Origin of the sequence: Clostridium sp. MSTE9, assembly GCF_000277625.1 — a bacterium.
Classification (GTDB): Bacteria; Bacillota; Clostridia; order Oscillospirales; family Acutalibacteraceae; genus Faecalispora; species Faecalispora jeddahensis.
In genome coordinates this window covers 39,147-59,742 of record NZ_AKFU01000042.1, presented here as the reverse complement: position 1 = coordinate 59,742, position 20,596 = coordinate 39,147, and the positions used below count along the sequence as shown (strand labels likewise).

The 20,596-nt window shown below is 50.5% G+C and carries 23 protein-coding genes and 1 riboswitch; of the genes, 14 read left to right on the top strand and 9 right to left on the bottom strand.

From position 1 onward, the window contains the following. Window positions 1-136: 136 nt before the first annotated feature. The 3 genes from HMPREF1141_RS12910 to pflB all read right to left on the bottom strand — a co-directional run bounded on the left by HMPREF1141_RS12910 (window position 137) and on the right by pflB (window position 4,504). Window positions 137-1,120, bottom strand: a complete 984-nt coding sequence (locus HMPREF1141_RS12910) for a LacI family DNA-binding transcriptional regulator (protein ID WP_009064978.1) — start codon at window positions 1,118-1,120, stop codon at window positions 137-139. Window positions 1,121-1,532: 412 nt separating this feature from the next. Next, the gene (pflA, locus tag HMPREF1141_RS12905; RefSeq protein ID WP_009065091.1) at window positions 1,533-2,273 is read right to left on the bottom strand and encodes a pyruvate formate-lyase-activating protein; all 741 of its coding nucleotides are present in this window, start codon (window positions 2,271-2,273) and stop codon (window positions 1,533-1,535) included. Then, a complete protein-coding gene (gene pflB / locus HMPREF1141_RS12900) occupies window positions 2,273-4,504 on the bottom strand; it encodes a formate C-acetyltransferase (RefSeq protein WP_035317120.1) in 2,232 nt (743 codons plus the stop codon). Before pflB ends, pflA begins: the two co-directional genes overlap by 1 nt. A gap of 82 nt (window positions 4,505-4,586) precedes the next feature. After that, window positions 4,587-4,674, bottom strand: a riboswitch (ZMP/ZTP riboswitch). 289 nt (window positions 4,675-4,963) lie between these two features. Between pflB and metE the strand changes: the two genes are divergently transcribed. Then, the gene (gene metE / locus HMPREF1141_RS12895; RefSeq protein WP_009065006.1) at window positions 4,964-7,237 is read left to right on the top strand and encodes a 5-methyltetrahydropteroyltriglutamate--homocysteine S-methyltransferase; all 2,274 of its coding nucleotides are present in this window, start codon (window positions 4,964-4,966) and stop codon (window positions 7,235-7,237) included. Beyond that, window positions 7,224-8,087 (top strand): methylenetetrahydrofolate reductase [NAD(P)H], encoded by an 864-nt coding sequence (gene metF, locus HMPREF1141_RS12890; RefSeq protein ID WP_009064988.1) that lies wholly within the window; start codon window positions 7,224-7,226, stop codon window positions 8,085-8,087. The genes metE and metF overlap by 14 nt, the downstream gene beginning before the upstream one ends. A 188-nt stretch (window positions 8,088-8,275) precedes the next feature. On the opposite strand, the gene HMPREF1141_RS12885 is transcribed toward metF, so the two are convergent. From HMPREF1141_RS12885 to HMPREF1141_RS12870, 4 genes are all read right to left on the bottom strand, one after another. Then, on the bottom strand, window positions 8,276-9,397 hold the full coding sequence (locus tag HMPREF1141_RS12885; RefSeq protein WP_035317118.1) for a site-specific integrase: 1,122 nt from the start codon (window positions 9,395-9,397) through the stop codon (window positions 8,276-8,278). 341 nt (window positions 9,398-9,738) lie between these two features. Next, window positions 9,739-9,966, bottom strand: a complete 228-nt coding sequence (locus HMPREF1141_RS12880) for a helix-turn-helix domain-containing protein (protein WP_035317111.1) — start codon at window positions 9,964-9,966, stop codon at window positions 9,739-9,741. A gap of 20 nt (window positions 9,967-9,986) precedes the next feature. Then, on the bottom strand, window positions 9,987-10,244 hold the full coding sequence (locus HMPREF1141_RS12875) for a hypothetical protein (protein ID WP_035317110.1): 258 nt from the start codon (window positions 10,242-10,244) through the stop codon (window positions 9,987-9,989). 40 nt (window positions 10,245-10,284) lie between these two features. Next, entirely contained in the window at window positions 10,285-10,707 is a 423-nt protein-coding gene (locus HMPREF1141_RS12870; RefSeq protein WP_051044313.1) for a helix-turn-helix transcriptional regulator, read from the bottom strand. Between the two features lie 142 nt (window positions 10,708-10,849). On the opposite strand from HMPREF1141_RS12870, the gene HMPREF1141_RS12865 reads away from it, so the two are divergent. The 12 genes from HMPREF1141_RS12865 (at window position 10,850) to HMPREF1141_RS12810 (ending at window position 16,948) form a co-directional block, all read left to right on the top strand. Continuing rightward, complete coding sequence (locus tag HMPREF1141_RS12865; RefSeq protein ID WP_035317109.1) at window positions 10,850-11,050, top strand: helix-turn-helix transcriptional regulator; 201 nt, start codon at window positions 10,850-10,852, stop codon at window positions 11,048-11,050. Between the two features lie 2 nt (window positions 11,051-11,052). Further along, the gene (locus HMPREF1141_RS12860) at window positions 11,053-11,244 is read left to right on the top strand and encodes an excisionase (protein ID WP_009064991.1); all 192 of its coding nucleotides are present in this window, start codon (window positions 11,053-11,055) and stop codon (window positions 11,242-11,244) included. Window positions 11,245-11,248: 4 nt separating this feature from the next. After that, complete coding sequence (locus HMPREF1141_RS12855; RefSeq protein ID WP_009064986.1) at window positions 11,249-11,524, top strand: DUF6291 domain-containing protein; 276 nt, start codon at window positions 11,249-11,251, stop codon at window positions 11,522-11,524. 220 nt (window positions 11,525-11,744) lie between these two features. Beyond that, on the top strand, window positions 11,745-12,095 hold the full coding sequence (locus tag HMPREF1141_RS12850; protein ID WP_009065013.1) for a hypothetical protein: 351 nt from the start codon (window positions 11,745-11,747) through the stop codon (window positions 12,093-12,095). Window positions 12,096-12,105: 10 nt separating this feature from the next. Continuing rightward, complete coding sequence (locus tag HMPREF1141_RS12845) at window positions 12,106-12,759, top strand: Rha family transcriptional regulator (RefSeq protein WP_009064998.1); 654 nt, start codon at window positions 12,106-12,108, stop codon at window positions 12,757-12,759. A gap of 18 nt (window positions 12,760-12,777) precedes the next feature. Further along, window positions 12,778-13,200 carry a hypothetical protein gene (locus HMPREF1141_RS12840; RefSeq protein ID WP_009065063.1) on the top strand — a complete coding sequence of 141 codons (423 nt, stop codon included), beginning with the start codon at window positions 12,778-12,780 and terminating at the stop codon, window positions 13,198-13,200. A 39-nt stretch (window positions 13,201-13,239) separates the two neighbouring features. Then, on the top strand, window positions 13,240-13,599 hold the full coding sequence (locus tag HMPREF1141_RS12835) for a hypothetical protein (RefSeq protein ID WP_035317108.1): 360 nt from the start codon (window positions 13,240-13,242) through the stop codon (window positions 13,597-13,599). A 337-nt stretch (window positions 13,600-13,936) separates the two neighbouring features. Then, the gene (locus tag HMPREF1141_RS12830; protein WP_009064984.1) at window positions 13,937-14,392 is read left to right on the top strand and encodes a hypothetical protein; all 456 of its coding nucleotides are present in this window, start codon (window positions 13,937-13,939) and stop codon (window positions 14,390-14,392) included. Between the two features lie 17 nt (window positions 14,393-14,409). After that, complete coding sequence (locus HMPREF1141_RS12825; RefSeq protein WP_009065093.1) at window positions 14,410-15,249, top strand: hypothetical protein; 840 nt, start codon at window positions 14,410-14,412, stop codon at window positions 15,247-15,249. Window positions 15,250-15,318: 69 nt separating this feature from the next. Continuing rightward, a complete protein-coding gene (locus HMPREF1141_RS12820) occupies window positions 15,319-15,540 on the top strand; it encodes a hypothetical protein (RefSeq protein ID WP_009065021.1) in 222 nt (73 codons plus the stop codon). Then, window positions 15,533-16,171, top strand: coding sequence for a hypothetical protein (locus HMPREF1141_RS12815; protein ID WP_009065008.1), 639 nt, complete (start codon window positions 15,533-15,535; stop codon window positions 16,169-16,171). Before HMPREF1141_RS12820 ends, HMPREF1141_RS12815 begins: the two co-directional genes overlap by 8 nt. Window positions 16,172-16,189: 18 nt before the next feature. After that, complete coding sequence (locus HMPREF1141_RS12810) at window positions 16,190-16,948, top strand: sigma-70 family RNA polymerase sigma factor (RefSeq protein WP_009065087.1); 759 nt, start codon at window positions 16,190-16,192, stop codon at window positions 16,946-16,948. A 64-nt stretch (window positions 16,949-17,012) separates the two neighbouring features. On the opposite strand, the gene guaA is transcribed toward HMPREF1141_RS12810, so the two are convergent. Next, window positions 17,013-18,548 (bottom strand): glutamine-hydrolyzing GMP synthase, encoded by a 1,536-nt coding sequence (gene guaA / locus HMPREF1141_RS12805; RefSeq protein WP_278245200.1) that lies wholly within the window; start codon window positions 18,546-18,548, stop codon window positions 17,013-17,015. 26 nt (window positions 18,549-18,574) lie between these two features. Continuing rightward, window positions 18,575-20,404, bottom strand: coding sequence for a glutamine--fructose-6-phosphate transaminase (isomerizing) (gene glmS, locus HMPREF1141_RS12800; RefSeq protein ID WP_009065015.1), 1,830 nt, complete (start codon window positions 20,402-20,404; stop codon window positions 18,575-18,577). Window positions 20,405-20,596 lie beyond the last annotated feature (192 nt).

Sequence of the window (20,596 nt, the reverse complement as noted above, 5' to 3'; positions counted from 1 at the left end):
ATGTCATTTGAAAACATCTCAAACAATCCCTCTTCCAATCCCCGCGCCCGGCTGTTCCCGCTTTTTGCAAATCTGTATCTACCCTATGCTTTTCCGTACTACATGGATTACAGTCATTACGATTTATGTTTTTTCGTTATGTCAGTGTCGTGCCGCCCTCCAATAAAATAACATCGTGAACCATATCTTCTTTTGTCCGTTCTTTCTGTTCGATCTGATGGATCAAGGCGTTCACGATCGACTGCGAAATTGCAGCGTAATTCTGGCACACCGTCGTCAGCCTGGGGTAAATAAGCTCCGCAATTTCTGTTCCGTCGTAACCAACAATTTTCAGCTCCTGTGGTACGCGAATCCCACGCGACAACGCCGTGTGCAAAACTCTGGCTGCGATGTAATCTTTGGCGAAAACACCGTCAATATCCAAAGCAGCCGAAAAAATCTTTTCTTCCACTTTGGCGTATTCCTCGCGTGAAAACTCCTTCTTTTTTAATTCGAAGGTCGTGCATTTCACACCGTTTTCCTCCATCAGCTTTTGAAACACTCTGTGGCGCTCCTGCGAGTTTATTTTTACTCGGCGGTCACCCATAATCTGCACCACGTTTTTACACCCATTTCCAATCAGCTTTCGTGCAGCCAGCTCCCCGCCCATCCGATGATTGGAGGTAACATTCGGAATCTGACTGCCGAGCTTCATGTCGATCGATACAATTGGAAGCGACACTTTCTGATACTCGGCGGTATCCAGCGCATAGCTCCCGATAATGATGCCGTCTACCTTGTTCTGGCGCAGCATCGCCAGGCATTCCCGTTCTTTGTTTGCCTTTTCAACCGTATTGCACAGCATCATTTTGTAGCCCCGGTCGTTCAGCTCCATCTCGATATATTTGGCCAGACGCGCAAAAAAGGGACGGCTGATGTCCGGTATGAGCAGCCCGATCATAAAGGTTCTTTGCAGATATAGATTTCGCGCAATCTGATTCGGACAATAATTCAGCTCTTCGATGGCCTGATTCACTCGTTGGTACATCTCCTGCGATATGTATCCGCGTTTATTGAGCACACGGGAAACCGTTGTTACCGATACGCCGGCCTTTTCAGCCACATCTTTAATCCCTGCCATAACGAACCTCAAGTCTCCTTTATCGTTGTCTTCCTCTTGCATGCAAGTTATTCAACCATACTATAATTCAGAACAGATAAACATGTCAACCGGTTGTCAATCAAATTTACACAAAAATACACTTGAAAAACATATCTCGTACTATTTTATCACTAAAAATGTGTTTGAGATTCCAAATAAGATTAAATATTGATTTGCCGCGGAAAAGCTCAATGGATTTCATCCTCATTGTCATTGCCGCTATTTACATCAACTGCAGCCTTTGCTGTAAAAAAAGAAGCCCCGAAAAGCATTTGAATACTTTTCGGGGCTTCTTATCTATTTTCAGGGGAACATCCTCCGGAATGAAAAAGTTTGATCTTCTGACCCACGATTTTTTCTATCTGTGGCCATTAGAACCGGTCAGAAATTTTCACCTGCAGGCCAACGGGACAATGCTGTCGGGAAAACCTGTTTCGATGCTTTGATACAGCTCCTGTATTCTCGCATCGGTGCATTCCTCAAAATCGCGAAGCGGGAATTCGAGCTTCATGGCCTCGTACTTGCTGATGCAGTATTTGCGAAACGGCAGCAACTCAAGCCGCTCCAGATTTGGATACCGGACGGCCAGCTCCGCGATTTTCAGAATATGCGCTTCTCCGTCGGTAAGGCCCGGAACCACCACATGCCGAATCCATAGCGGAACCCCCAGCTCTTCCGTCTGCTGTAAAAACCGCAGAACCATATCCATATTTCCCCGGGCATAGCGAAGATAATCCACATCTTTGGAGAATTTGAGGTCGCATAAAACGAGATCGGTGTGGAGCAGTACTGTCCGGGCTCCCTCCGGGTCGCCGATTCCAGCGGTATCCAGTGCCGTGTGGATTCCCTCGCGGTGCAGCCGGCGGAACAGCTCTGCAACAAATCCCCACTGCAGCAACGGTTCCCCGCCCGAAACAGTCACCCCGCTGGATGCTGTCAAATATGTTTTGTATCGCAGCACCTTCTGCACCACTTCATCGACCGTGTATTCCGTGCCGCCGGTCAGGCTCCAGGTGTCTGGATTATGGCAATAGGCACAGCGAAGGGTACACCCCTGCAAAAAAATCACAAAGCGGAGGCCGGGGCCATCTACCGCGCCCAGACTTTGAAAGGAATGAATCCGCCCTGTCATTACATCGCCTCGTGAAAGGTACGAGAAATCACTTCGCGCTGCTGCTCCCGGGAAAGCTTGTGGAAATTCACGGCATAGCCGGAAACTCGGATGGTCAGGTTCGGGTATTGCTCAGGATGCTCATAGGCATCCATCAATGTTTCGCGGTTTAATACATTGACATTGATATGATGCGCCTTCTGCAGGAAGTAGCCGTTCAGAATCGCGACCAGATTCCCGTGGCGCTCCTCATCGCTGTGACCCAGCGCCTGCGGGATGATTGAAAACGTGTTGGAAATTCCATCCTTGCAGATGTCGTAAGAAAGCTTTGCGACCGAGTTCAGGGATGCGAGCGCGCCGTTTTTTTCACGGTTGTGCATGGGGTTCGCGCCGGGGGCAAAGGGCTCGCCGGCTTTTCGCCCGTCCGGCGTTGCCCCGGTCTTTTTGCCGTATACCACGTTGGAGGTAATGGTCAGAATCGAAAGCGTGTGCTCGGCATTTCGGTAGGTCGGGTTCTTCTGAAGCGCCTCAAAGAACAGCCGCACCTGCTCCTGCGCGATGGAATCGACGCGGTCGTCATCATTGCCGTAGGCCGGGTACTCCCCAACGGTTTCAAACTCCCTGATCAGCCCGCTCTCGTCGCGGATACATCTGACCTTCGCGTGCTTGATAGCGGAAAGCGAGTCTGTCAAAACGGAAAGCCCGGCGATCCCGAACGCCATAAAGCGGTGTACATTGGTGTCGTGCAATGCCATCTGCGTTTTTTCATAGGCGTATTTGTCGTGCATGTAATGGATGATATTCATCGCGCTGACATAGGTTTTCGCCAGCCAGTCGCGGTAAAAGGCCATGCTCTGCACAACCGTTTCGTAATCAAGGTATTCCCCTTCATACGGTGCTCTGGCCGGTGCGATTTGATTCCCGCTCTTCTCGTCGCGTCCTCCGTTCAGGCTCATAAGCAGCAGCTTTGCCAGATTTGCCCGCGCGCCGAAGAACTGCATGTCCTTCCCCAGCCGCATTGCCGATACACAGCAGGCAATGCCATAGTCGTCGCCAAACTTCGGGCGCATAATGTCGTCGTTCTCATATTGGATAGCATCTGTTTCGCAGGAAACCTTTGCGGCAAAGCGCTTGAACGCTTCCGGCAGACGGTCGGACCACAAAACGGTCAGGTTCGGTTCGGCCGACGAGCCGAGATTATACAGCGTGTGGAGGATGCGGAACGAGCTTTTGGTCACCAGCGTGCGGCCGTCCTCCCCCATGCCGCCGACCGACTCCGTGATCCACATTGGGTCGCCCGCAAACAGCTCGTTGTAATCCGGTGTACGCAGATGGCGCGCCATGCGCAGCTTCATCACAAAATCATCAAAGATTTCCTGCACCTGCTGCTCCGTGAGAAGGCCATTTGCGAGGTCGCGTTCAAAATAAATATCGAGAAACGTGCTGACGCGCCCAAGGCTCATCGCCGCACCATTCTGCTCTTTGATAGAGCCGAGATAACCGAAATACAGCCACTGAACCGCTTCTCTGGCGTTTTCGGCTGGCCTTGAAAGATCGAAGCCGTACAGGGCCGCCATGTCTTTTAAGTACCCCAGGAACGTGATCTGCTGGTACAGCTCCTCGAGCTGGCGGATATGGTCGGCGTCCATCACACCCTCGCCGATTTTGGCTTTGTCCTTTTTCTTCTCCTCGATGAGCCGATCGACACCGTAGAGCGCGACTCTGCGGTAATCGCCGATGATGCGCCCTCTTCCATACGCGTCGGGCAAGCCGGTAATGATGCCGCAGTGCCGGGCCGCGCGAATCTCATCGGTGTAGGCGCGAAAAACGCCCTCGTTATGAGTGGTTCTGTACTGAAATTCCTTTTCCACCTCCGGAGAAAGCTGGTACCCGTAGGCCTCGCACGCCTTGCGCGTCATGTTCAGGCCGCCGAAGGGATTGACGCCCCGCCGCAGCGGGCGGTCGGTTTGCAGACCCACGATGATCTCCTGCTCCTTGTCCAGATAGCCGGGCTTGTAGCTGGTGAGCGAGGTAACGGTTCGCGTATCGATGTCGAGAACGCCGCCGAATTCCCGCTCCATCTCCAGCAGGTGATCCAGCTTTTTCATCAGTGCGTTTGTGCGGTCTGTGGCCGGAGCCAGGAATTCCGCTCCGCCCTCATAAGGCGTATAGTTCGTTTGAATAAAGTTCCGGACATCGATCTCCCTTTCCCAGTTTCCGCCGTGAAACCCCTGCCATGCCTGTTTCTTCATAAGCTCTCCTTTTGTTTCAAGGCATCCCGGCTTTTCCCCCGCCATTTTCAAAACAAAAAAGGGCGGCATTTGGTAAAAACCAAAATGCTGCCCAGACGGTCGGCTGAAGATACAGCTTTTATTCCCCTGTGGTGTCATCTCCACATTACCCGTCAGTCATAAAAGCCTGTTCAATTGTGATTTTATTATAAAAGACTCAGACTGCATCTGTCAACAGAAAGAAAATATTTTGCGGGATGCACAAAGGATTTCAAAAAAGCACTCTCTGCTTTTTCTGTTTTTTACAGGGGAATGAAATTGAGAAGACGGACAAAAGGCAGAATCGACCTCGCTTTTGGCCGCCCATAAATCTTACCTATAGGATTACCCTATATCTACAAATAAATTAAATGAGTTACCCTATGTACGCTTTTTGATGGTACTATAATAACAACACAAAAGAAAGGCGTGTAATCATATATGAAAACATCGGTTATTGGTTACCCCAGGGTCGGAACTTTAAGGGAACTCAAATTTGCAACCGAAAAATACTTTAAGCAGGCAATAGCGGCAGAAGATTTATTTGCGGCAGCGGCAGAGCTGCGCAAAGCACATTGGCAAAAGCAATTCGAAAACGCGATAGATTATATTTCCAGCAATGACTTTTCATTTTATGACACGATGCTGGATACGGCTGTGCTCCTGAATGCCGTTCCCGAGCGCTACCGTGCCCTAGGGCTTTCGCCCCTCGACGAGTATTTCGCAATGGCCAGAGGCTACCAGGGGAAAAACGGGGACGTGAAAGCGCTCGCGATGAAAAAATGGTTCAACACAAACTATCATTATCTGGTTCCGGAAATAGACGAGGATACCGAGATCAAGCTCGCCGGAACAAAACCGTTCGACGAGTATGCCGAGGCCAAAAAAGCAGGGGTAGAAACGAAGCCCGCCATCATCGGGGCGTTCACTTTCCTGAAACTCGCGCGCTGCACAGGCACAAAGAAGCCCGAGGATTACCTTGACAGCATTGCGGGCGCTTACGGCAAAATACTGAACCGTTTCAACTCACTTGGAACCGCCTGGGTACAATTTGACGAGCCGTATCTGGTGACGGACCTGTCCGCCGAGGATCGGGCGCTGTTCCTCTCGCTGTACCGCAGAATCCTCTCCGCCAAGGGCCAAGTCAAGGTGCTTTTGCAGACTTATTTCGGCGATATCAGAGACTGCTACGGTGACGCTGCCTCTCTTGCATTTGACGGAATCGGTCTGGATTTGATCGAAGGAAAAAAGTCTTTGGAGCTGGTGGAGACAAACGGGTTCCCGAAAGACAAAATCCTCTTTGCCGGCATTGTCAACGGCAAGAACATCTGGAAAAACAACTATGCGCAAACGTACGAGATCATCGGCAAACTGCAAAAACACTGCGGGGAAATCGTGCTGTCCACCTCCTGCTCTTTGCTGCATGTTCCCTATACGCTGCGGAATGAAACGAAGCTGTCGGAAGAGCATCGAAATTACTTTGCATTTGCGGAAGAAAAGCTGGCCGAACTGCGCGGGCTGAAAGCGATCCTTTCCGATAAGGCTCCCGAAACCCACGCCGAATACCTGGAAAACAAAAGCCTGTTTGCTGGGGACAGGACGGCCGCCAACCCGACCGTTCAGAATAAAGTTCACGCACTGTCCGAACAGGATTTTATCAGAGAGCCTTCTTTTTACGAGCGTGAAAAAATCCAAAAAAAAGAATTTGGACTCCCGCTGCTCCCGACGACCACCATTGGCTCTTTTCCGCAGACGGCGGAAGTAAAGGCCAACCGAACCAACCTGAAAAGCGGTAAAATTTCGCTGGAGCAGTACCGGACCTTCAACCGGGAGAAAATCGCCGAATGCGTCGCCCTGCAGGAGAAAATCGGGCTGGATGTTCTGGTTCACGGCGAATTTGAGCGCAACGATATGGTTGAGTATTTCGGCGAATGCCTGGACGGCTTTCTCTTCACAGAAAAGGCTTGGGTACAATCTTACGGCACACGGTGCGTCAAGCCGCCGATCATCTGGGGGGATGTTTCCCGCGGAAAGCCGATCACGGTGGAATGGTCGGTCTATGCTCAGTCACTGACCGCAAAGCCGATGAAGGGCATGCTGACAGGCCCCGTAACCATTTTGAACTGGTCGTTCCCGCGCGAGGATATCTCACTCAAGGAATGCGCCTATCAGATTGGCCTCGCGATCCGCGAAGAGGTGCTTGATCTGGAAGCAAACCACATCCGTGTAATTCAGGTAGACGAAGCGGCGCTGCGCGAGAAGCTGCCCTTGCGGAAATCCGACTGGCGGGCGGATTATCTCGACTGGGCGATCCCCGCATTCCGGCTTGTCCACAGCGGCGTAAAGCCGGAAACTCAAATCCACACGCACATGTGCTACAGCGAATTTGCGGATATCATTCGAGACATTGATGCCATGGACGCCGACGCAATCACCTTTGAGGCCTCGCGTTCCGACCTGACCATCCTGAACGTTCTGAAAGAAAACGGCTTTCGCACGGAAGTCGGCCCCGGCGTGTACGATATCCATTCTCCGAGAGTTCCGTCCGTGGACGAAATCAAGGCCGCTCTCCGCAAAATGCTTGGCAGCATCCCCAAAGAGAAGCTGTGGGTAAACCCCGACTGCGGGCTGAAAACGAGAAGCAATACCGAAACCATACCGAGTCTTGAGCATCTGGTTCAGGCAGCAAAGGAAGTACGCGATGAGAACAGCTGATTTATTTAAAAAGAAGCAGGTGTTGTCTTTGGAGGTGTTCCCCCCAAAGCGCACCTCTTCCGAAGATACGATATTCAATACGCTGGAAGAGCTGAAATGGCTGCACCCGGACTTTATCAGCGTCACCTACGGCGCGGGCGGAAGCGCTAACAACAGCAAAACACTTGAGATCGCTTCTTTCATCAAGACGAATTATGCTGTCGAAAGCGTCGCCCACCTGCCGTGCATCAATTTTTCAAAAGAAGAGCTCTTGCTTCTGCTGGATCTCCTGAAAGAACAGGGAATCGAGAATATTCTGGCACTCCGGGGCGACATCAGCCCGGAGCATCCGCCCTGCACGGATTTTTCCCACGCGGACGATCTGATCGCCTTTATCAAGGAACACGCGGATTTTAATATTATCGGCGCCTGCTACCCCGAAGGGCATGTAGAGAGCAAAAGCACGCTGGAGGATATCCATTATTTGAAGCGCAAGGTCGACGCGGGCACCGATCATTTGATCACGCAGCTTTTTCTGGACAACGATTATTTCTATGCGTTCCGTGAACGCACCGCGCTCGCGGGGATCAATGTTCCGATCGAAGCCGGGATCATGCCCGTTGTGAACAAAAAGCAGATTGAGCGAATGGTATCTTTGTGCGGCGTTCAACTGCCGAAAAAATTCGTAAAGATGATGGAACGCTATGAGCATGACCCAATCGCCATGCGGGACGCCGGGATCGCCTACGCGATCAACCAGATTGTGGATTTGCTCGCACAAGGCGTGGACGGCATTCACCTGTACACCATGAACAATCCGTATATTGCGCGTAAAATCTACGAAGCGGTTTTCCGCCTGCTCGCTGCATAAACAAAAAGCTGCACCACAACTGTTGTGGTGCAGCTTTTATTGTACAAGAAAGAAAAGCCACAAACCGGCATCTGCGCTGGATTTGTGGCTTTGTTTATTTTATTCCCACTCTACCCCGTGGGCGTTTATGCTCTGTTTTTCTCCTGTTTTTGGCCGTTTTCATAGGGTTTTCTACCCTGTGTGAGCGGTCAATTTTGTTTTTCCGGATTTTTTAGAATCATTGTAGAATCACCGGGCAGCTCTATCCCCTGCAGCTTGGCAACAACTTCATTCTGCTTGTGCGGCCACAAGTGGGAATAAGTGTTCAGGGTCGTTTCCACCTTCTCATGACCGAGCCGCTCCGCGATCAGCAAGGGAGAGAAGCCCAGTTCAATCAGCAGCGAAGCGTGAGAATGCCGCAGATCATGCAGCCGGATCCGCTTCACACCCGCTACCTTGCAGCCGCGCTTCATTTCATGCTCCAAGAAATACTTGGTGAAGGGAAATATTCTGTTGCCCTCTTGAAGGTCGTACAGCTGCGCCAGATAGGCCCGCAGCTCGTCACAAAGGAAATCCGGTATAGCAATGATCCGGTTGCTTTTCGGCGTCTTGGGCGGCGTTATAATGTCCTCCCCATTCAGTCGGTTATAGGACTTGCTGACCGTCATGGTTCCAGCATCAAGGTCTATATCGGCCTTTGTGAGCGCCATCAGCTCCCCTATTCTCATGCCGGTATAGTAGAGCAGCTGGAACGCCATATAGGAGCGGGGCTTGTCCTTCACGGCTTCACGAAACTGCTTGTATTCTTCCGTTGTCCAGAACTGCATTTCCTCCGCGTTCTTCTTCCCCATGCTGCCGGCCTTATGGCAAGGGTTCTCCCGTAGCCCGTAGTATTTCACCGCGTAATTGAAAAGGGCTGTCAGCTGATTGTTGACCGTCTTTAGGTAGGTAGGAGAATACTTCTTCCCCTCCTGGTGTTCGGCTGACATTAGTTCATTCTGCCATTTGCGCACATCAGGCGGCGTGATCGCATTCATGGGCTTCTCGCCCAGGTACGGCTTTATTTTCAGATTGTAAATGAAGCGCTTGTTGTCGAGCGTAGAAGCCCGGAGCCGGTGGCCCATGTCCTCAAGGTACAAATCCACAAAGGTCGAAAGCTTCATGCTCATGTCGGCCCGCTGGTGCTTGAGAAAATCCCGCTCCCATTCCAAGGCATCCCGCTTCATGGCGAAGCCGCGCTTGTACTTTTTCTTCCGTTCCCCTGTCCAGTCGGTATAGTAGAACTGGCACACCCATTGCCCGGGGGTCTTGGGGTCTTTATTTGCTGGCATGGCTGCACCATCCTTTTTTGGCATCGCAACTTCCTGCAACGGTAAAAATCGCAGTTTCTTGCGAAAATGGATATCTGATTTATTTAAAATTTTCCCAACTTGTTAGGAAAGGCATTGTACCCACTTGTGGGTACGGATGATCGCAAAATATGGGTTTTGCCACTTGTGGCAAAGGTGGGGACAATTGCATTTTTTCGGCAGAATCATCTACAAAGGATTTTGGCCTGCTAACCGAAGATTCTTCGCTTAGCGTTTTTGTGTATTGGTTCACCGCCCCTTTTTTAGTTTCCGGGTACAGCACTTCGTAAATCTCCTTTTTTCTCAAAAGCTGCTCGCCCTCGTCAATGTGGTTCAAGCTGTGGCGGACTAACTTTATTTTGTTCAATAAATGCGAGCAAGTCATATTTGCTTATCCGCCAGAGCTTGCCAACTTTAAAGGCGGGGATCTTCCCTCTTTGAGCCCACTTTTTGAGGCACTCAACGCTTACACCCAACAATACGGCAACATAAGGCAAGTCAATAATAACCGGTACATCTTCCCACCGATATACATATTTTGTTCTCACCATGAGTACCTCCTTAATTTATCTCACATTCCTAACCCATTTCGATACCAAGCATAAAACCTTACGGTAGGTATTTTGTAAGCCTTGTTTACGGCCCCCATCTTATGCCATGTCATGCCGAACGACACGGAATCGTTATCCAAGTAAGCGCGTAGGCCCTCGGGAGAAATTTTCATAAATCTCGCAACTTCTGGCAAAGGAATGATATCCGGGTATCGCTCCGCGAGGCTATTCAGTTCAATAATTTTTTGTCTTAAGCTTTCCGGAATTGGAATTTTCATAGTATAGCCTCCTCAATTTTGAGGATACCCCTCCCTTCCTCTACTCGCTCTCTGGCGGGGTTTTGTCCTTTTGGTAGTCTGGTATCTTGGCTAAGTCTTGAACTTGCTGGATAGCCCTATCCTTGCCCTCAATATTCAGCTTATCGTATGAATCAAGAAGAACTGCTTTCATAGCTTCCTCAAGTTCGCTTAGTTTGGTTTTATGCTCTTTTAATGAAGTGAGCATTTCATTGGCCATCTGCCCAAGCTTATCAACCGCAGCGGTTCCTGTCATTAACCAGTACGGTTCAACCCCTAAAGCCAAACCTATTCTTTCTAACGTTTCATATTTTGGGGTAACTGTTCCTGATTCATATTTTCTAATCGCGGAATCTGCCATGCCGCATCTTTCTGCAATCTCTTTTTGTGTCAGGCCTTTTTGGGTTCGGGTTTCTCGAATTCTCTGTCCTATCTCGTTGCCCATGCACATCACCTCATAATTATTTTACCACAGAGGTATATAAAATAACAGACCAAAATAAATCTTTTTTCACTATTGACAGACCATTTTATATCTGATATTATAGTGATAGACCAATATTGGTCTCGAAAGGAAGTGAACTACTTTGAAAGCAAGCAAGTTGAAACTTGAGCTGGCTATGGCACGAGCATGTATGAATTCAGACGATCTGACCAAAGCTGCGAACCTGCCTCGACCTACTCTGAATAATGTCATAACCGGGCGCAACATTCGACCCGCAACCATTGGCAAGGTTGCCCGCGCCCTTGGTGTAGATGTAGCCGATCTGATTGAAAGCGAGGTGTGAATATGAAACAGTATTATATTGGCGCTCCAGAAGCCGCACGCATCCTTGAGCTATCCGAGGGCAAAACATACGAAATCTTCCGGGAGTTGAACCAAGAGCTGAAAGCACAGGGCTACATAACCGTTTCTGGACGTGTTCCCCGGGCGTTTTTTAACAAGAAGTTCTTTGGCGGTTTGGAAGAAGTGGCGGGGTGACGCCGTGGCAGAGAAAAAGAGTTTTGTTCTTTATACTGATAGCCGCCCACAATGGGAAAAACTGACCGATGAACAGGCTGGCAGGGTAATAAAAGCAGCCTTTACCTATTCTGATATTGGGGAAGCACCTAATTTTGAGGCCTTCCCCATGGAAGATTTAATGTTCTCTGTATTGAAAGCTCAACTAGATCGAGATGCCACAAAGTGGGAGGTTTCCAAAAAAGCCAGATCAGAGGCCGGGAAGAAAGGTGCCGAAGCCCGGTGGAACAAAGACGAATAAATAGCAATGCCATCTTCTGCTATGGCTTAGTATAGCAATGCCATGTTTTGTTATATGGCAGCATGGCAAAAATGGCTGTAAGTGTAAGTGTAAGTGTTAATGTCAGTGTTAGTGTAAATGTTTTTTAAAAGGTAATAAGGGAGTGCGCTTCCAGCGCCCCCTGCTCGTGTCATTGACAGTCAAGGACTTGTCTTTTTCAGCTTGAAAGGAGGTGAAACCTATGCAGTTTAATTTCGATGTATTCAGCGCCTTAGCTACCAAGGCATATCAGGCAGCAGACAGCCCTTCCTATTCTCTGGGGGAAGTTATTTCCGTATTTGAATATTATTTCAGGAAGTATGAAGAAACATTCGGAAAACCCCACCCCCATATCCGACAAGAGCAGATTCAGCGCATGATTGAGGATATGCCCTTTGTTACTGGCGAATATGGAAACCCCATAGACATTGAGCCGGAGGACTACTTCCCCATGATTGACCGGCACTTTCAAACGCAGTACCGCTGTGACTACAATATCAATCACTTTTTCAGCGGAGATATTCGGTTATATCGGTATTATGAAATGATGTAAGGAGGGTTATATGAATCAGTTGGTTTTTGTTCAATCCCAAAGCATGAAAGAAATGCCTTTCACCACCAGCGAAACGATAGCAGAGTATGCAGGAATCAAACATCACGCCATCCAGCAGATGATCGCGAAACATGAAGCAAGTCTGAAATCTTTCGGACTGGTCGCATTTGAAATGCGCGCAGTGAAAAAGAGCCGAGGCGTAAAGTATGAAAAACTTTACCACCTCAACGAACAGCAAGCCACTCTGCTTATTACATTTTTGCAGAACACCGAGCAGGTGATCCGGTTCAAAACCGAATTGGTTCGGCAGTTCTACCAGATGCGTACCCAGCTTCAGGAACGACAAATTGCCAAGGCAGACCGCAAAGCGCCCCACCGCAGCCTGACGGACGCAATTCAAAGCCTCCCCCAGCACAGCAAATGGGACTATAAGATGTATATGGATTTGGTTTATAAGACGGTGCTCGGCAAAACCGCAGCACAGATCCGCAAAGAGCGCGGAGCAGAAAAGAAAACGCCCGCCTCCGATTACATGACAGCGGAGGAAACCCAAGCAATTGCCCGGCTGGAGGATCAAGTAGCGGCGTTGATCGATCTGGGTATGGACTACCAGCAGATCAAAGCCTTGCTGCTCAGCCGGCAGGCGATGAAGAATACTGCTTAACACAAAGGAGGAAAAATCATGTCAAAAGGCAAAAAAAAGAGCGCCCCAACGGCGGCAACCGTTCAGAGCGCAAACCTTATTCAACAGAATCAGAATAACACAACCGAAGAAGAAGCGCAAGAGGTAAAATGTGTCCAGGATAAAATTTGGAATTGTTTTAATGATATTGTTCCAAATATCTACATGGCGGAAAGGCTTCTACAATCTTTTAGAGAACAGTATTTTAGCATGAGTGTAGAAGCTTTTGAAGAAAACGAAACCACTAAAAGAAATTTTGTTTGGTCTTTTGAATACATGCAAGCTCAACTTTGGTCTTTGGGAAATATTCTGTTCGACATACGGCTAAAATGCGAGTTTGTTGACGGAAATAAAGACGAGCGAATAATAGCCGCACACATCCGAAACGAAGATGAAATGCGCAGTTGGCTGCAGCAGAGTTGATAGCACAGCAAAACATTAAAATTCTGGAGGTATTTTATTATGTTGAAATTCGATCAGGTTCTTTCACTCACCTTTGACCCGGACACAGGCAAAACGATTGCTACACACTATGACATCGTGACTGTACGACTTTCTTCTGAAACCTATGATCGATCACCAAATGGATATAATTTGTATGAAATAGATATGAATTCGGTAGACTGCGAACTAGATAAAGAAATTTACGAGATTACAATCGCTGCCGGAAACGCTGGTGATTGGGTGCAGATTCAGAAAGGCCTTAATCCTGAGGCTTCACACGAAACGGAGCCAGGAATCTTCGAATGTGAAATGGAGGACGCACTAATTGAGGGTAACCTCTTAATCGTTACCGACATAAAAAAAGCGGTGAATGTATGAAATTACACATTTCCTATTCACCAAATGAAGAAGAAAGGGCAACAGCCTTATTCCAAGCCGCACAGCAGATTCTACCCCGTGCAAGAGTACACAAAACCGACAACAAGCCCCCATATTTTCATCTGTATTTGACTACTAAAAATCCTGAAAACCCGCATTGTACTGGGCAAATCGATTGACATACTCCCCCTGTATATGGTATAATTATATTATAAATAAGGCACAGAGTACCGCCAATAGGCAGCCATTCAAAGGCATGGGAAAACAGCTTAACCGCTGGTATCCTGTGCCTTTTTCTATTTAGCCCACCCGGGCGTTAAACGGAGGTATTAGTAGTATGACAGAAGAAAATAAACCCATGAACACCGAAGCACAGGCCCAGCAGCAGCCCGACGCGACACCGGCGGCAACAGGTGAACAGGCAGCACAGGGCAAGACATTTTCTCAAGAGGAAGTAAACCGCATTGTATCCGACCGGCTGGCCCGCGAAAGAGCCAAGGCAGAAGCCCCGGCAGCTGATGAACGCGAGGCCGATCTGACCGCCAGAGAGAACAAGTTGAAATGTCAGGAGTTGCTCTCCGCAGACGAGAACTACCCGAAAGAGTTTCTAACTGTTCTGGATACAAGCGACTTTGATAAATTCAAACAGATGGCAGACAAGCTGCTAGAAGCTTTCCCGTCTATCTCCCCCAAGGCTCCGCGCTTCGCCCCGATCTTTTCGGCGCCGATGGGAGGCAAGCCTCTTATTTCCTCTGATGATTCAATTGCAAAGGTGTTCGGATTGAAACGATGAAAGGAACATCTTAAATTATGGCAACAGTAAATTTAGTAACCAAGTTCGCCCCCTATGTTGATGAAATGTTCTCGACCGAGAGTAAGCTTTCCATGCTCACCAACAAAGATTTTGACTGGACAGGCGCACACACAGTGAAAATCTATAAGGTGAACACATCTGGCATGAACGACTACGACCGCCCCGGCACAGGCCCCAATGCAAGCCGCTTCGGCCCCGTTGCTGGACTGGACGCAGTCACCGAGGAAATGCCCCTCAAGAAAGACCGTTCGTTCACCTTTGCCATTGACAAGCTGGATACGGACGAAACAGCCCAGCAGCTGCAAGCCGCTACTGCTCTGGCCCGTCAGCAGCGTGAAGTAGTTGTCCCCGAGGTTGACAGCTATGTATATGGCATCATGAGTGCCAACGCCGGGACAAAGCCCGCAGCTGTAGCTCTGACCGCCGAGAATATCTATACCGAGATTCTCAAAGCTTCTCAGGCTCTGGATGATGCAGAGGCCCCCGAAACCGGGCGCGTGCTGGTTGTGGCTCCCGCCGTGTACGTCCTCATGAAGAAGTGCAAGGATATTGTTATGGAAACCGACATTGGCAATGATCTGCGCCTCAAGGGTGTTCTTGCCACGCTGGACGGTGCGAACGTCGTAAAGGTTCCCGCTGTTCGGCTGCCGGAGGCTTTCGGCTTCTTGCTGGCTCACCCTGTGGCTACCGTGGCCCCTGTCAAGCTGGAAGATTACCGAATCCACCAAGACCCGCCCGGCATTTCCGGTGCGCTGGTGGAAGGCCGTATCTGCTATGATGCCTTTGTATTGGACAACAAGAAGGAAGCCCTGTACTATCAGGCCGTAACGGCTTAATGATGATGCAGCGGTGGGGCGTGTGGGCTTCGGTTCATGCGCCCTTTTCGTTCAAAGGAGGGCAAGCTTATGGCAGATAAGAAACGGTTCAAGATGGGAACACCTGCTGATGTTAAGCGAACCCTGAACCGTGTTTCGAATATGGTATTGAACGGGGAAATGGAATCCAAGGACGCAAACGCAATTATATATGCCTGTAATGTAACGCTGGGCGTTATCCGTGTGGACGAACAGGAAAAACGGCTGTCCGAGCTGGAACAGCTTGTAAATGAAAGGGTGCAACATGAGTAATTACAAAACCCGAATAGTAAAAATTCTGGAACAGCTTCAATCCGTCCCCGGGCAGTTCTACTGGATTTTGGAAGATGGGACCCGCATTCCCGCAACGGGAGCCAATGACCCTATGTCCTTTACGGTATACCCGTTCCCGTGGCATGATGGAGCGCCCACTGTCTGCCCTGTCACCTGGGGATATGACGGCTCCGAAGTTGACCTTGACCCCATTTCTGCATCTCTCTTTGAGGAGGCGCTCAAGATGTCAGGCTTCATAAAGCGGATTGAATCCATGAAGAAAAAGTTAAATTCGCTGGTGTCCGGTGCAACAATCACCTATGCAGACGGGAGCCGTAAAACCTTGCCAGTTGATTCCATGATTCAGGAATTTCTCTGGCACTCTGCAGAGATTGAACGGATTGAATGCGACGAACCCGGCAGCGGCCTGCTGGCTGAATTGCTGCAAGGCCTGAAAGACCAGGCAAGCACTGAACCGCTGGAATTCCCCGAAGAAGAACCGGTCATAGCGACCCCGCCACCTGCACCGGCTGAAACCTATGAGGATAGGCGGGCATACAAAGAAGAAAGGCTTCGAGAGCTGACAGCCCCGAAGCCAAATCCGCCCAGCGATAACCATCACTGCATTTAAGTTAAAGGGGGCCTTTGCATGGAAACAAATGAGGAACTTGCCCTGCGCATCAAGGCGGGCGATAACGAAGCCGTAGTAGCTCTGTGGGAGCAGACGAAGAAGCTTGCCTATCAGTTTGCCAATCGCTTCTATAGCCGCAGCATGGCTTCCTGCGCATCTGCTGGCGTTACGCTGGAAGATGTGACGCAGGAGTGCTTCCTTGTGGTACTGGACGCCGCGAGAGCCTTTGACGAAGCGAAAGGATTCAAGTTTACTTCCTATATCTCTTTCCATGCAAAGAACCGCTTCAATGCGCTTATCGGTATCCGAGGCGGCGCCGGCAAGAAACTGCTGAATTGTGCTGATAGCCTGGACGAGCTGATCCCAGGGGCCGAAGATGTAACCATAGCTGATAGCATACCGGACGAGAGCGCCTCCCAAGCCTTTGAAGATGCAGAACAGGAAATGTACCGGCGGCAGCTTCATGGCGTGATGGAACAGGCACTAGGTACGCTGGACGAGCAGCAGGAAGAAACCATTCGGAGCCGGTACTATCAGGGCATGACGCTTGAGGCAATCGCCCAGCAGGACGGTGTTTCTCGCGAACAGGTTCGGCAGCTTGTGGCCAAAGGGCTTCGGGGCCTGCGCAAGCCGAAGTGTTCCGCGCTGCTTCGCCCGTTCTTTGCGGACTATGACAAGGCGTACCGGGGAACCGGCTTCACCTCATGGAAAGACCGGGGCAGTGTGGAAGAAAGACTGGTCGAGAGAGCGGAGCGGCGAATAATAGAATCATTTTAGAATCACAAGACAAAATAAAAAGCCACAAATCCGCATTCAAGCTGGATTTGTGGCTTTATTTATTTTATTCCCACTCAATTGTGGCCGGGGGCTTGCTGGTGATATCGTACACGATGCGGTTGACGCCGCTCACTTCATTAATGATGCGGTTCGAAACCTTTGCCAGAACATCGTACGGGATTTTGGCCCAGTCTGCCGTCATGAAGTCGGTGGTGGTCACGCCGCGCAGCGCAACGGTAAAATCGTAGGTACGGCCGTCGCCCATCACGCCAACGCTCTGCATACCGGTGAGCACCGCAAAGTACTGGTTGATCTGTCTGTCAAGGCCAGCTGTGGCAATCTCCTCACGGAAAATCGCGTCGGCCTCTCGCAGAAGGTCAAGCTTGTCCTTCGTGATGTCGCCCAGCACACGGATCGCAAGGCCCGGACCCGGGAACGGCTGGCGGAATACAAGGAACTCGGGGATGTCCAGCTCCAGGCCAACGCGGCGAACCTCGTCCTTAAACAGGTCGCGCAGGGGCTCAACAAGGCCGGTAAAGCCGATGTCCTCCGGCAGGCCGCCCACGTTGTGGTGGCTCTTGATGACTGCCGCTTCGCCCACGCCGCTTTCGACCACATCCGGGTAAATCGTACCCTGGCACAGATAATCCATATGGCCGAGTTTCTTGGCTTCTTCCTCAAAAACGCGGATGAACTCTTCACCGATGATCTTGCGCTTCGCTTCCGGCTCGGACACCCCGGCCAAGCGCGACAGGAAACGCTCCTGTGCATTGACGCGGATCAGGTTCATGTCGAACTGCTCGCGGAACACCTGCTCCACCTGATCACCCTCGTCCTTGCGCAGCAGGCCATGATCGACAAAGATGCAGGTCAGATTCTTGCCGATGGCCTTGTGCACCAGCACTGCGGCCACGGAGGAATCCACGCCGCCGGAGAGAGCGCAAAGCACCTTCTTATCGCCGACACGCTCCTTGATCTGACGGATCGTTTCCGCCGCAAAGGCGTCCATCCGCCAGTCGCCGGAGCAGCCGCAGACACGGTACAAAAAGTTTCTCAGGTACTCGTTGCCCTGCACGGTATGCTCCACCTCGGGGTGAAACTGCACGCCGTACAGACGCTTCTCCGCGTTGTCCATTGCCGCCACAGGGCAGGCGCGGCTGTGAGCGCGCGCCGTGAACCCTTCAGGCAGTGCAACGATTTTATCGGTATGGCTCATCCAGCAGACACTGGTTTGCTCCACACCGTGAAACAGCTCGGAGGAAAGATCAAACTCCACCGGTGTTTTTCCGTACTCTTTCACATTAGAAGGCTCTACCTTGCCGCCCAGCTTATAAGCCATCAGCTGTGCGCCGTAGCAAATTCCCAAAATCGGAATCCCGAGCTCGAAAATTTCTTTTTCACAGCCGGGTGCTCCGGGAGCATAGGCACTATTGGGGCCGCCGGTAAAAATAATTCCCTTATAGCCCGCCTTCTGAATCTCCTCAATCGGCGTTTTGTACGATTTGATTTCGCAGTACACCTTCAGGTCGCGCACACGGCGCGCGATCAGCTGGCTGTACTGTCCGCCGAAATCCAAAATTAAAACAGCCTCGTTATGAATCGTCATAAAACTCCCCTATTCCTCAGTTATTCCACAGTCACGGATTTCGCCAGATTGCGCGGCTTATCAATATCGCAGCCCTTCATAGACGCCACATAGTACGCGAACAGCTGCAGCGGGATCACCGCGAGAGACGGCCGCATGATCTCGCAGGCCGTCGGCACCGAGAACAGGAAATCCATGTCCTTGCCGATCTCCTGCGCGTTGTCTTCGGTAGTCAGGCCCAGCACCAGCGCACCGCGGCTTCTCACCTCGATCACGTTGCTCATCATTTTCTCCAGCAGCTGCTGATGGGTGGCGATCGCAACAACCAGCGTTCCCTCCTCCATCAGAGAGATTGTTCCATGCTTCAGCTCGCCGGCGGCGTAAGCTTCGGAATGGATATAAGAAATTTCCTTCAGCTTCAAAGAGCCTTCCAGAGAAATGGCGTAATCCAGATTGCGGCCGATGAAGAAAATATCCTTCGCGCTGAAATGCTTCGACGCAAAATACTGAATATCCTCTTTGTTTTCTAACGTTTTCTCCACCTTATCCGGCAGCTCCTGCAGCTCTTTGACATAGTCTGCGTACTCTTCCGGCGTCAGGCGGCCAAGCAGATCCGCCATATAAATCGCCAGCAGATAGACAACCGCCAGCTGTGTGCTGTATGCCTTTGTCGTCGCTACCGCGATTTCGGGGCCTGCCCAGGTATACAGAACATCGTCGGAATCGTTGGCAATAGAGCTGCCCACCACGTTCACGATCGAAATGACGCGTGCGCCAAGGCGCTTGGCTTCGCGGAGAGCCGCCAGCGTATCCGCTGTTTCGCCGGACTGGCTGATGACAATCACCAGGGAGTTGTTGTCGAGAATCGGGTGGCGGTAACGGAATTCGGAGGCAACATCCACTTCCACAGGGATGCGGGTCAGCTTTTCGATCACATATTTCGCGACCACACCCACATGGTACGCAGAACCGCAGGCCACGATGCTGATGCGGTTGAACTTCTGGAGCTGCTCCGCCGTGAGAGTCACGTTGTCGAGCACGATGCGGCCGTCCTTAATGCGGGGAGAAATCGTGTCGCGCAGCGCTTTCGGCTGCTCCATGATCTCCTTGAACATAAAGTGCTCGTAGCCGCCCTTTTCCGCAACAGAAAGATCCCAGTCAATATGAACCAGTTCTTTTTCAATGGGTTCTTTTTCCAAATTGCAAATCTGCACGCTGTCGCGGGTCAGCTGAACAATCTCGTTGTCCTTCAAGCGATAAAAATCGCGGGTGCGGTTCAGGATGGAAGGAATGTCGGAGGCAACATAATTCTCGTGCTCGCCAAGGCCAACCACCAGCGGGCTGTCTTTGCGAACCGCATACAGCTTATCGGGGTCATCCACACACAACATGCCAAGCGCGTAAGAGCCCTGCAAGCGCGAAATGACACGGATAAACGCATCGAGAATATCACCGTCGTAATAATATTCCAGTAGCTGAGCCACAACCTCGGTATCTGTTTCCGATACGAAGCTGACGCCCTTTTTGAGGAGCTTCTCTTTGATTTCCTGATAATTTTCGATGATGCCGTTATGCACCACCGCGAATTTTCCGGAATTGCTCACCTGCGGATGGGAATTGATATCTGAGGGCTTGCCGTGGGTCGCCCAGCGGGTATGGCCAATGCCAACCGTTCCCTGCAGCGATTTTCCGCCGTCCACCAGATCACTGAGCACCTGCAAACGTCCCTTGCTTTTCACAACGCGCAGCGCATCCCCTGTATATACTGCCATTCCTGCGGAATCATACCCGCGGTATTCCAGCTTTTCCAAACCGTTTAACAAAATGGGCGCCGCCTGATCACCGCCGATGTAACCAACGATTCCACACATGATAAATGCCACCTTTCTTTCCCTGTCATAGTATGAATACAATTTCAAAAGGCTATTGATTTCTTCTCCCGCTTTTGGCGGAGAAAGAAACTGCCGTTTTCACGCAAAATCACTTATAGATGAATGCGCCATAAAGGAATTAAAAATAGGAAGAAGCGCCAACCGTTTTTTCAAGTTGACGCTTTTTTGCGT

Coding starts and splice junctions, on each gene's coding strand:
- HMPREF1141_RS12910 (WP_009064978.1), bottom strand. CDS start 1,120: ATGGCAGGGATTAAAGATGTGGCTGAAAAGGCCGGCGTATCGGTAACA.
- pflA (WP_009065091.1), bottom strand. CDS start 2,273: ATGACAGGGCGGATTCATTCCTTTCAAAGTCTGGGCGCGGTAGATGGC.
- pflB (WP_035317120.1), bottom strand. CDS start 4,504: ATGAAGAAACAGGCATGGCAGGGGTTTCACGGCGGAAACTGGGAAAGG.
- metE (WP_009065006.1), top strand. CDS start 4,964: ATGAAAACATCGGTTATTGGTTACCCCAGGGTCGGAACTTTAAGGGAA.
- metF (WP_009064988.1), top strand. CDS start 7,224: ATGAGAACAGCTGATTTATTTAAAAAGAAGCAGGTGTTGTCTTTGGAG.
- HMPREF1141_RS12885 (WP_035317118.1), bottom strand. CDS start 9,397: ATGCCAGCAAATAAAGACCCCAAGACCCCCGGGCAATGGGTGTGCCAG.
- HMPREF1141_RS12880 (WP_035317111.1), bottom strand. CDS start 9,966: ATGGTGAGAACAAAATATGTATATCGGTGGGAAGATGTACCGGTTATT.
- HMPREF1141_RS12875 (WP_035317110.1), bottom strand. CDS start 10,244: ATGAAAATTCCAATTCCGGAAAGCTTAAGACAAAAAATTATTGAACTG.
- HMPREF1141_RS12870 (WP_051044313.1), bottom strand. CDS start 10,707: ATGGGCAACGAGATAGGACAGAGAATTCGAGAAACCCGAACCCAAAAA.
- HMPREF1141_RS12860 (WP_009064991.1), top strand. CDS start 11,053: ATGAAACAGTATTATATTGGCGCTCCAGAAGCCGCACGCATCCTTGAG.
- HMPREF1141_RS12850 (WP_009065013.1), top strand. CDS start 11,745: ATGCAGTTTAATTTCGATGTATTCAGCGCCTTAGCTACCAAGGCATAT.
- HMPREF1141_RS12845 (WP_009064998.1), top strand. CDS start 12,106: ATGAATCAGTTGGTTTTTGTTCAATCCCAAAGCATGAAAGAAATGCCT.
- HMPREF1141_RS12840 (WP_009065063.1), top strand. CDS start 12,778: ATGTCAAAAGGCAAAAAAAAGAGCGCCCCAACGGCGGCAACCGTTCAG.
- HMPREF1141_RS12835 (WP_035317108.1), top strand. CDS start 13,240: ATGTTGAAATTCGATCAGGTTCTTTCACTCACCTTTGACCCGGACACA.
- HMPREF1141_RS12830 (WP_009064984.1), top strand. CDS start 13,937: ATGACAGAAGAAAATAAACCCATGAACACCGAAGCACAGGCCCAGCAG.
- HMPREF1141_RS12825 (WP_009065093.1), top strand. CDS start 14,410: ATGGCAACAGTAAATTTAGTAACCAAGTTCGCCCCCTATGTTGATGAA.
- HMPREF1141_RS12820 (WP_009065021.1), top strand. CDS start 15,319: ATGGCAGATAAGAAACGGTTCAAGATGGGAACACCTGCTGATGTTAAG.
- HMPREF1141_RS12815 (WP_009065008.1), top strand. CDS start 15,533: ATGAGTAATTACAAAACCCGAATAGTAAAAATTCTGGAACAGCTTCAA.
- HMPREF1141_RS12810 (WP_009065087.1), top strand. CDS start 16,190: ATGGAAACAAATGAGGAACTTGCCCTGCGCATCAAGGCGGGCGATAAC.
- glmS (WP_009065015.1), bottom strand. CDS start 20,404: ATGTGTGGAATCGTTGGTTACATCGGCGGTGATCAGGCGGCGCCCATT.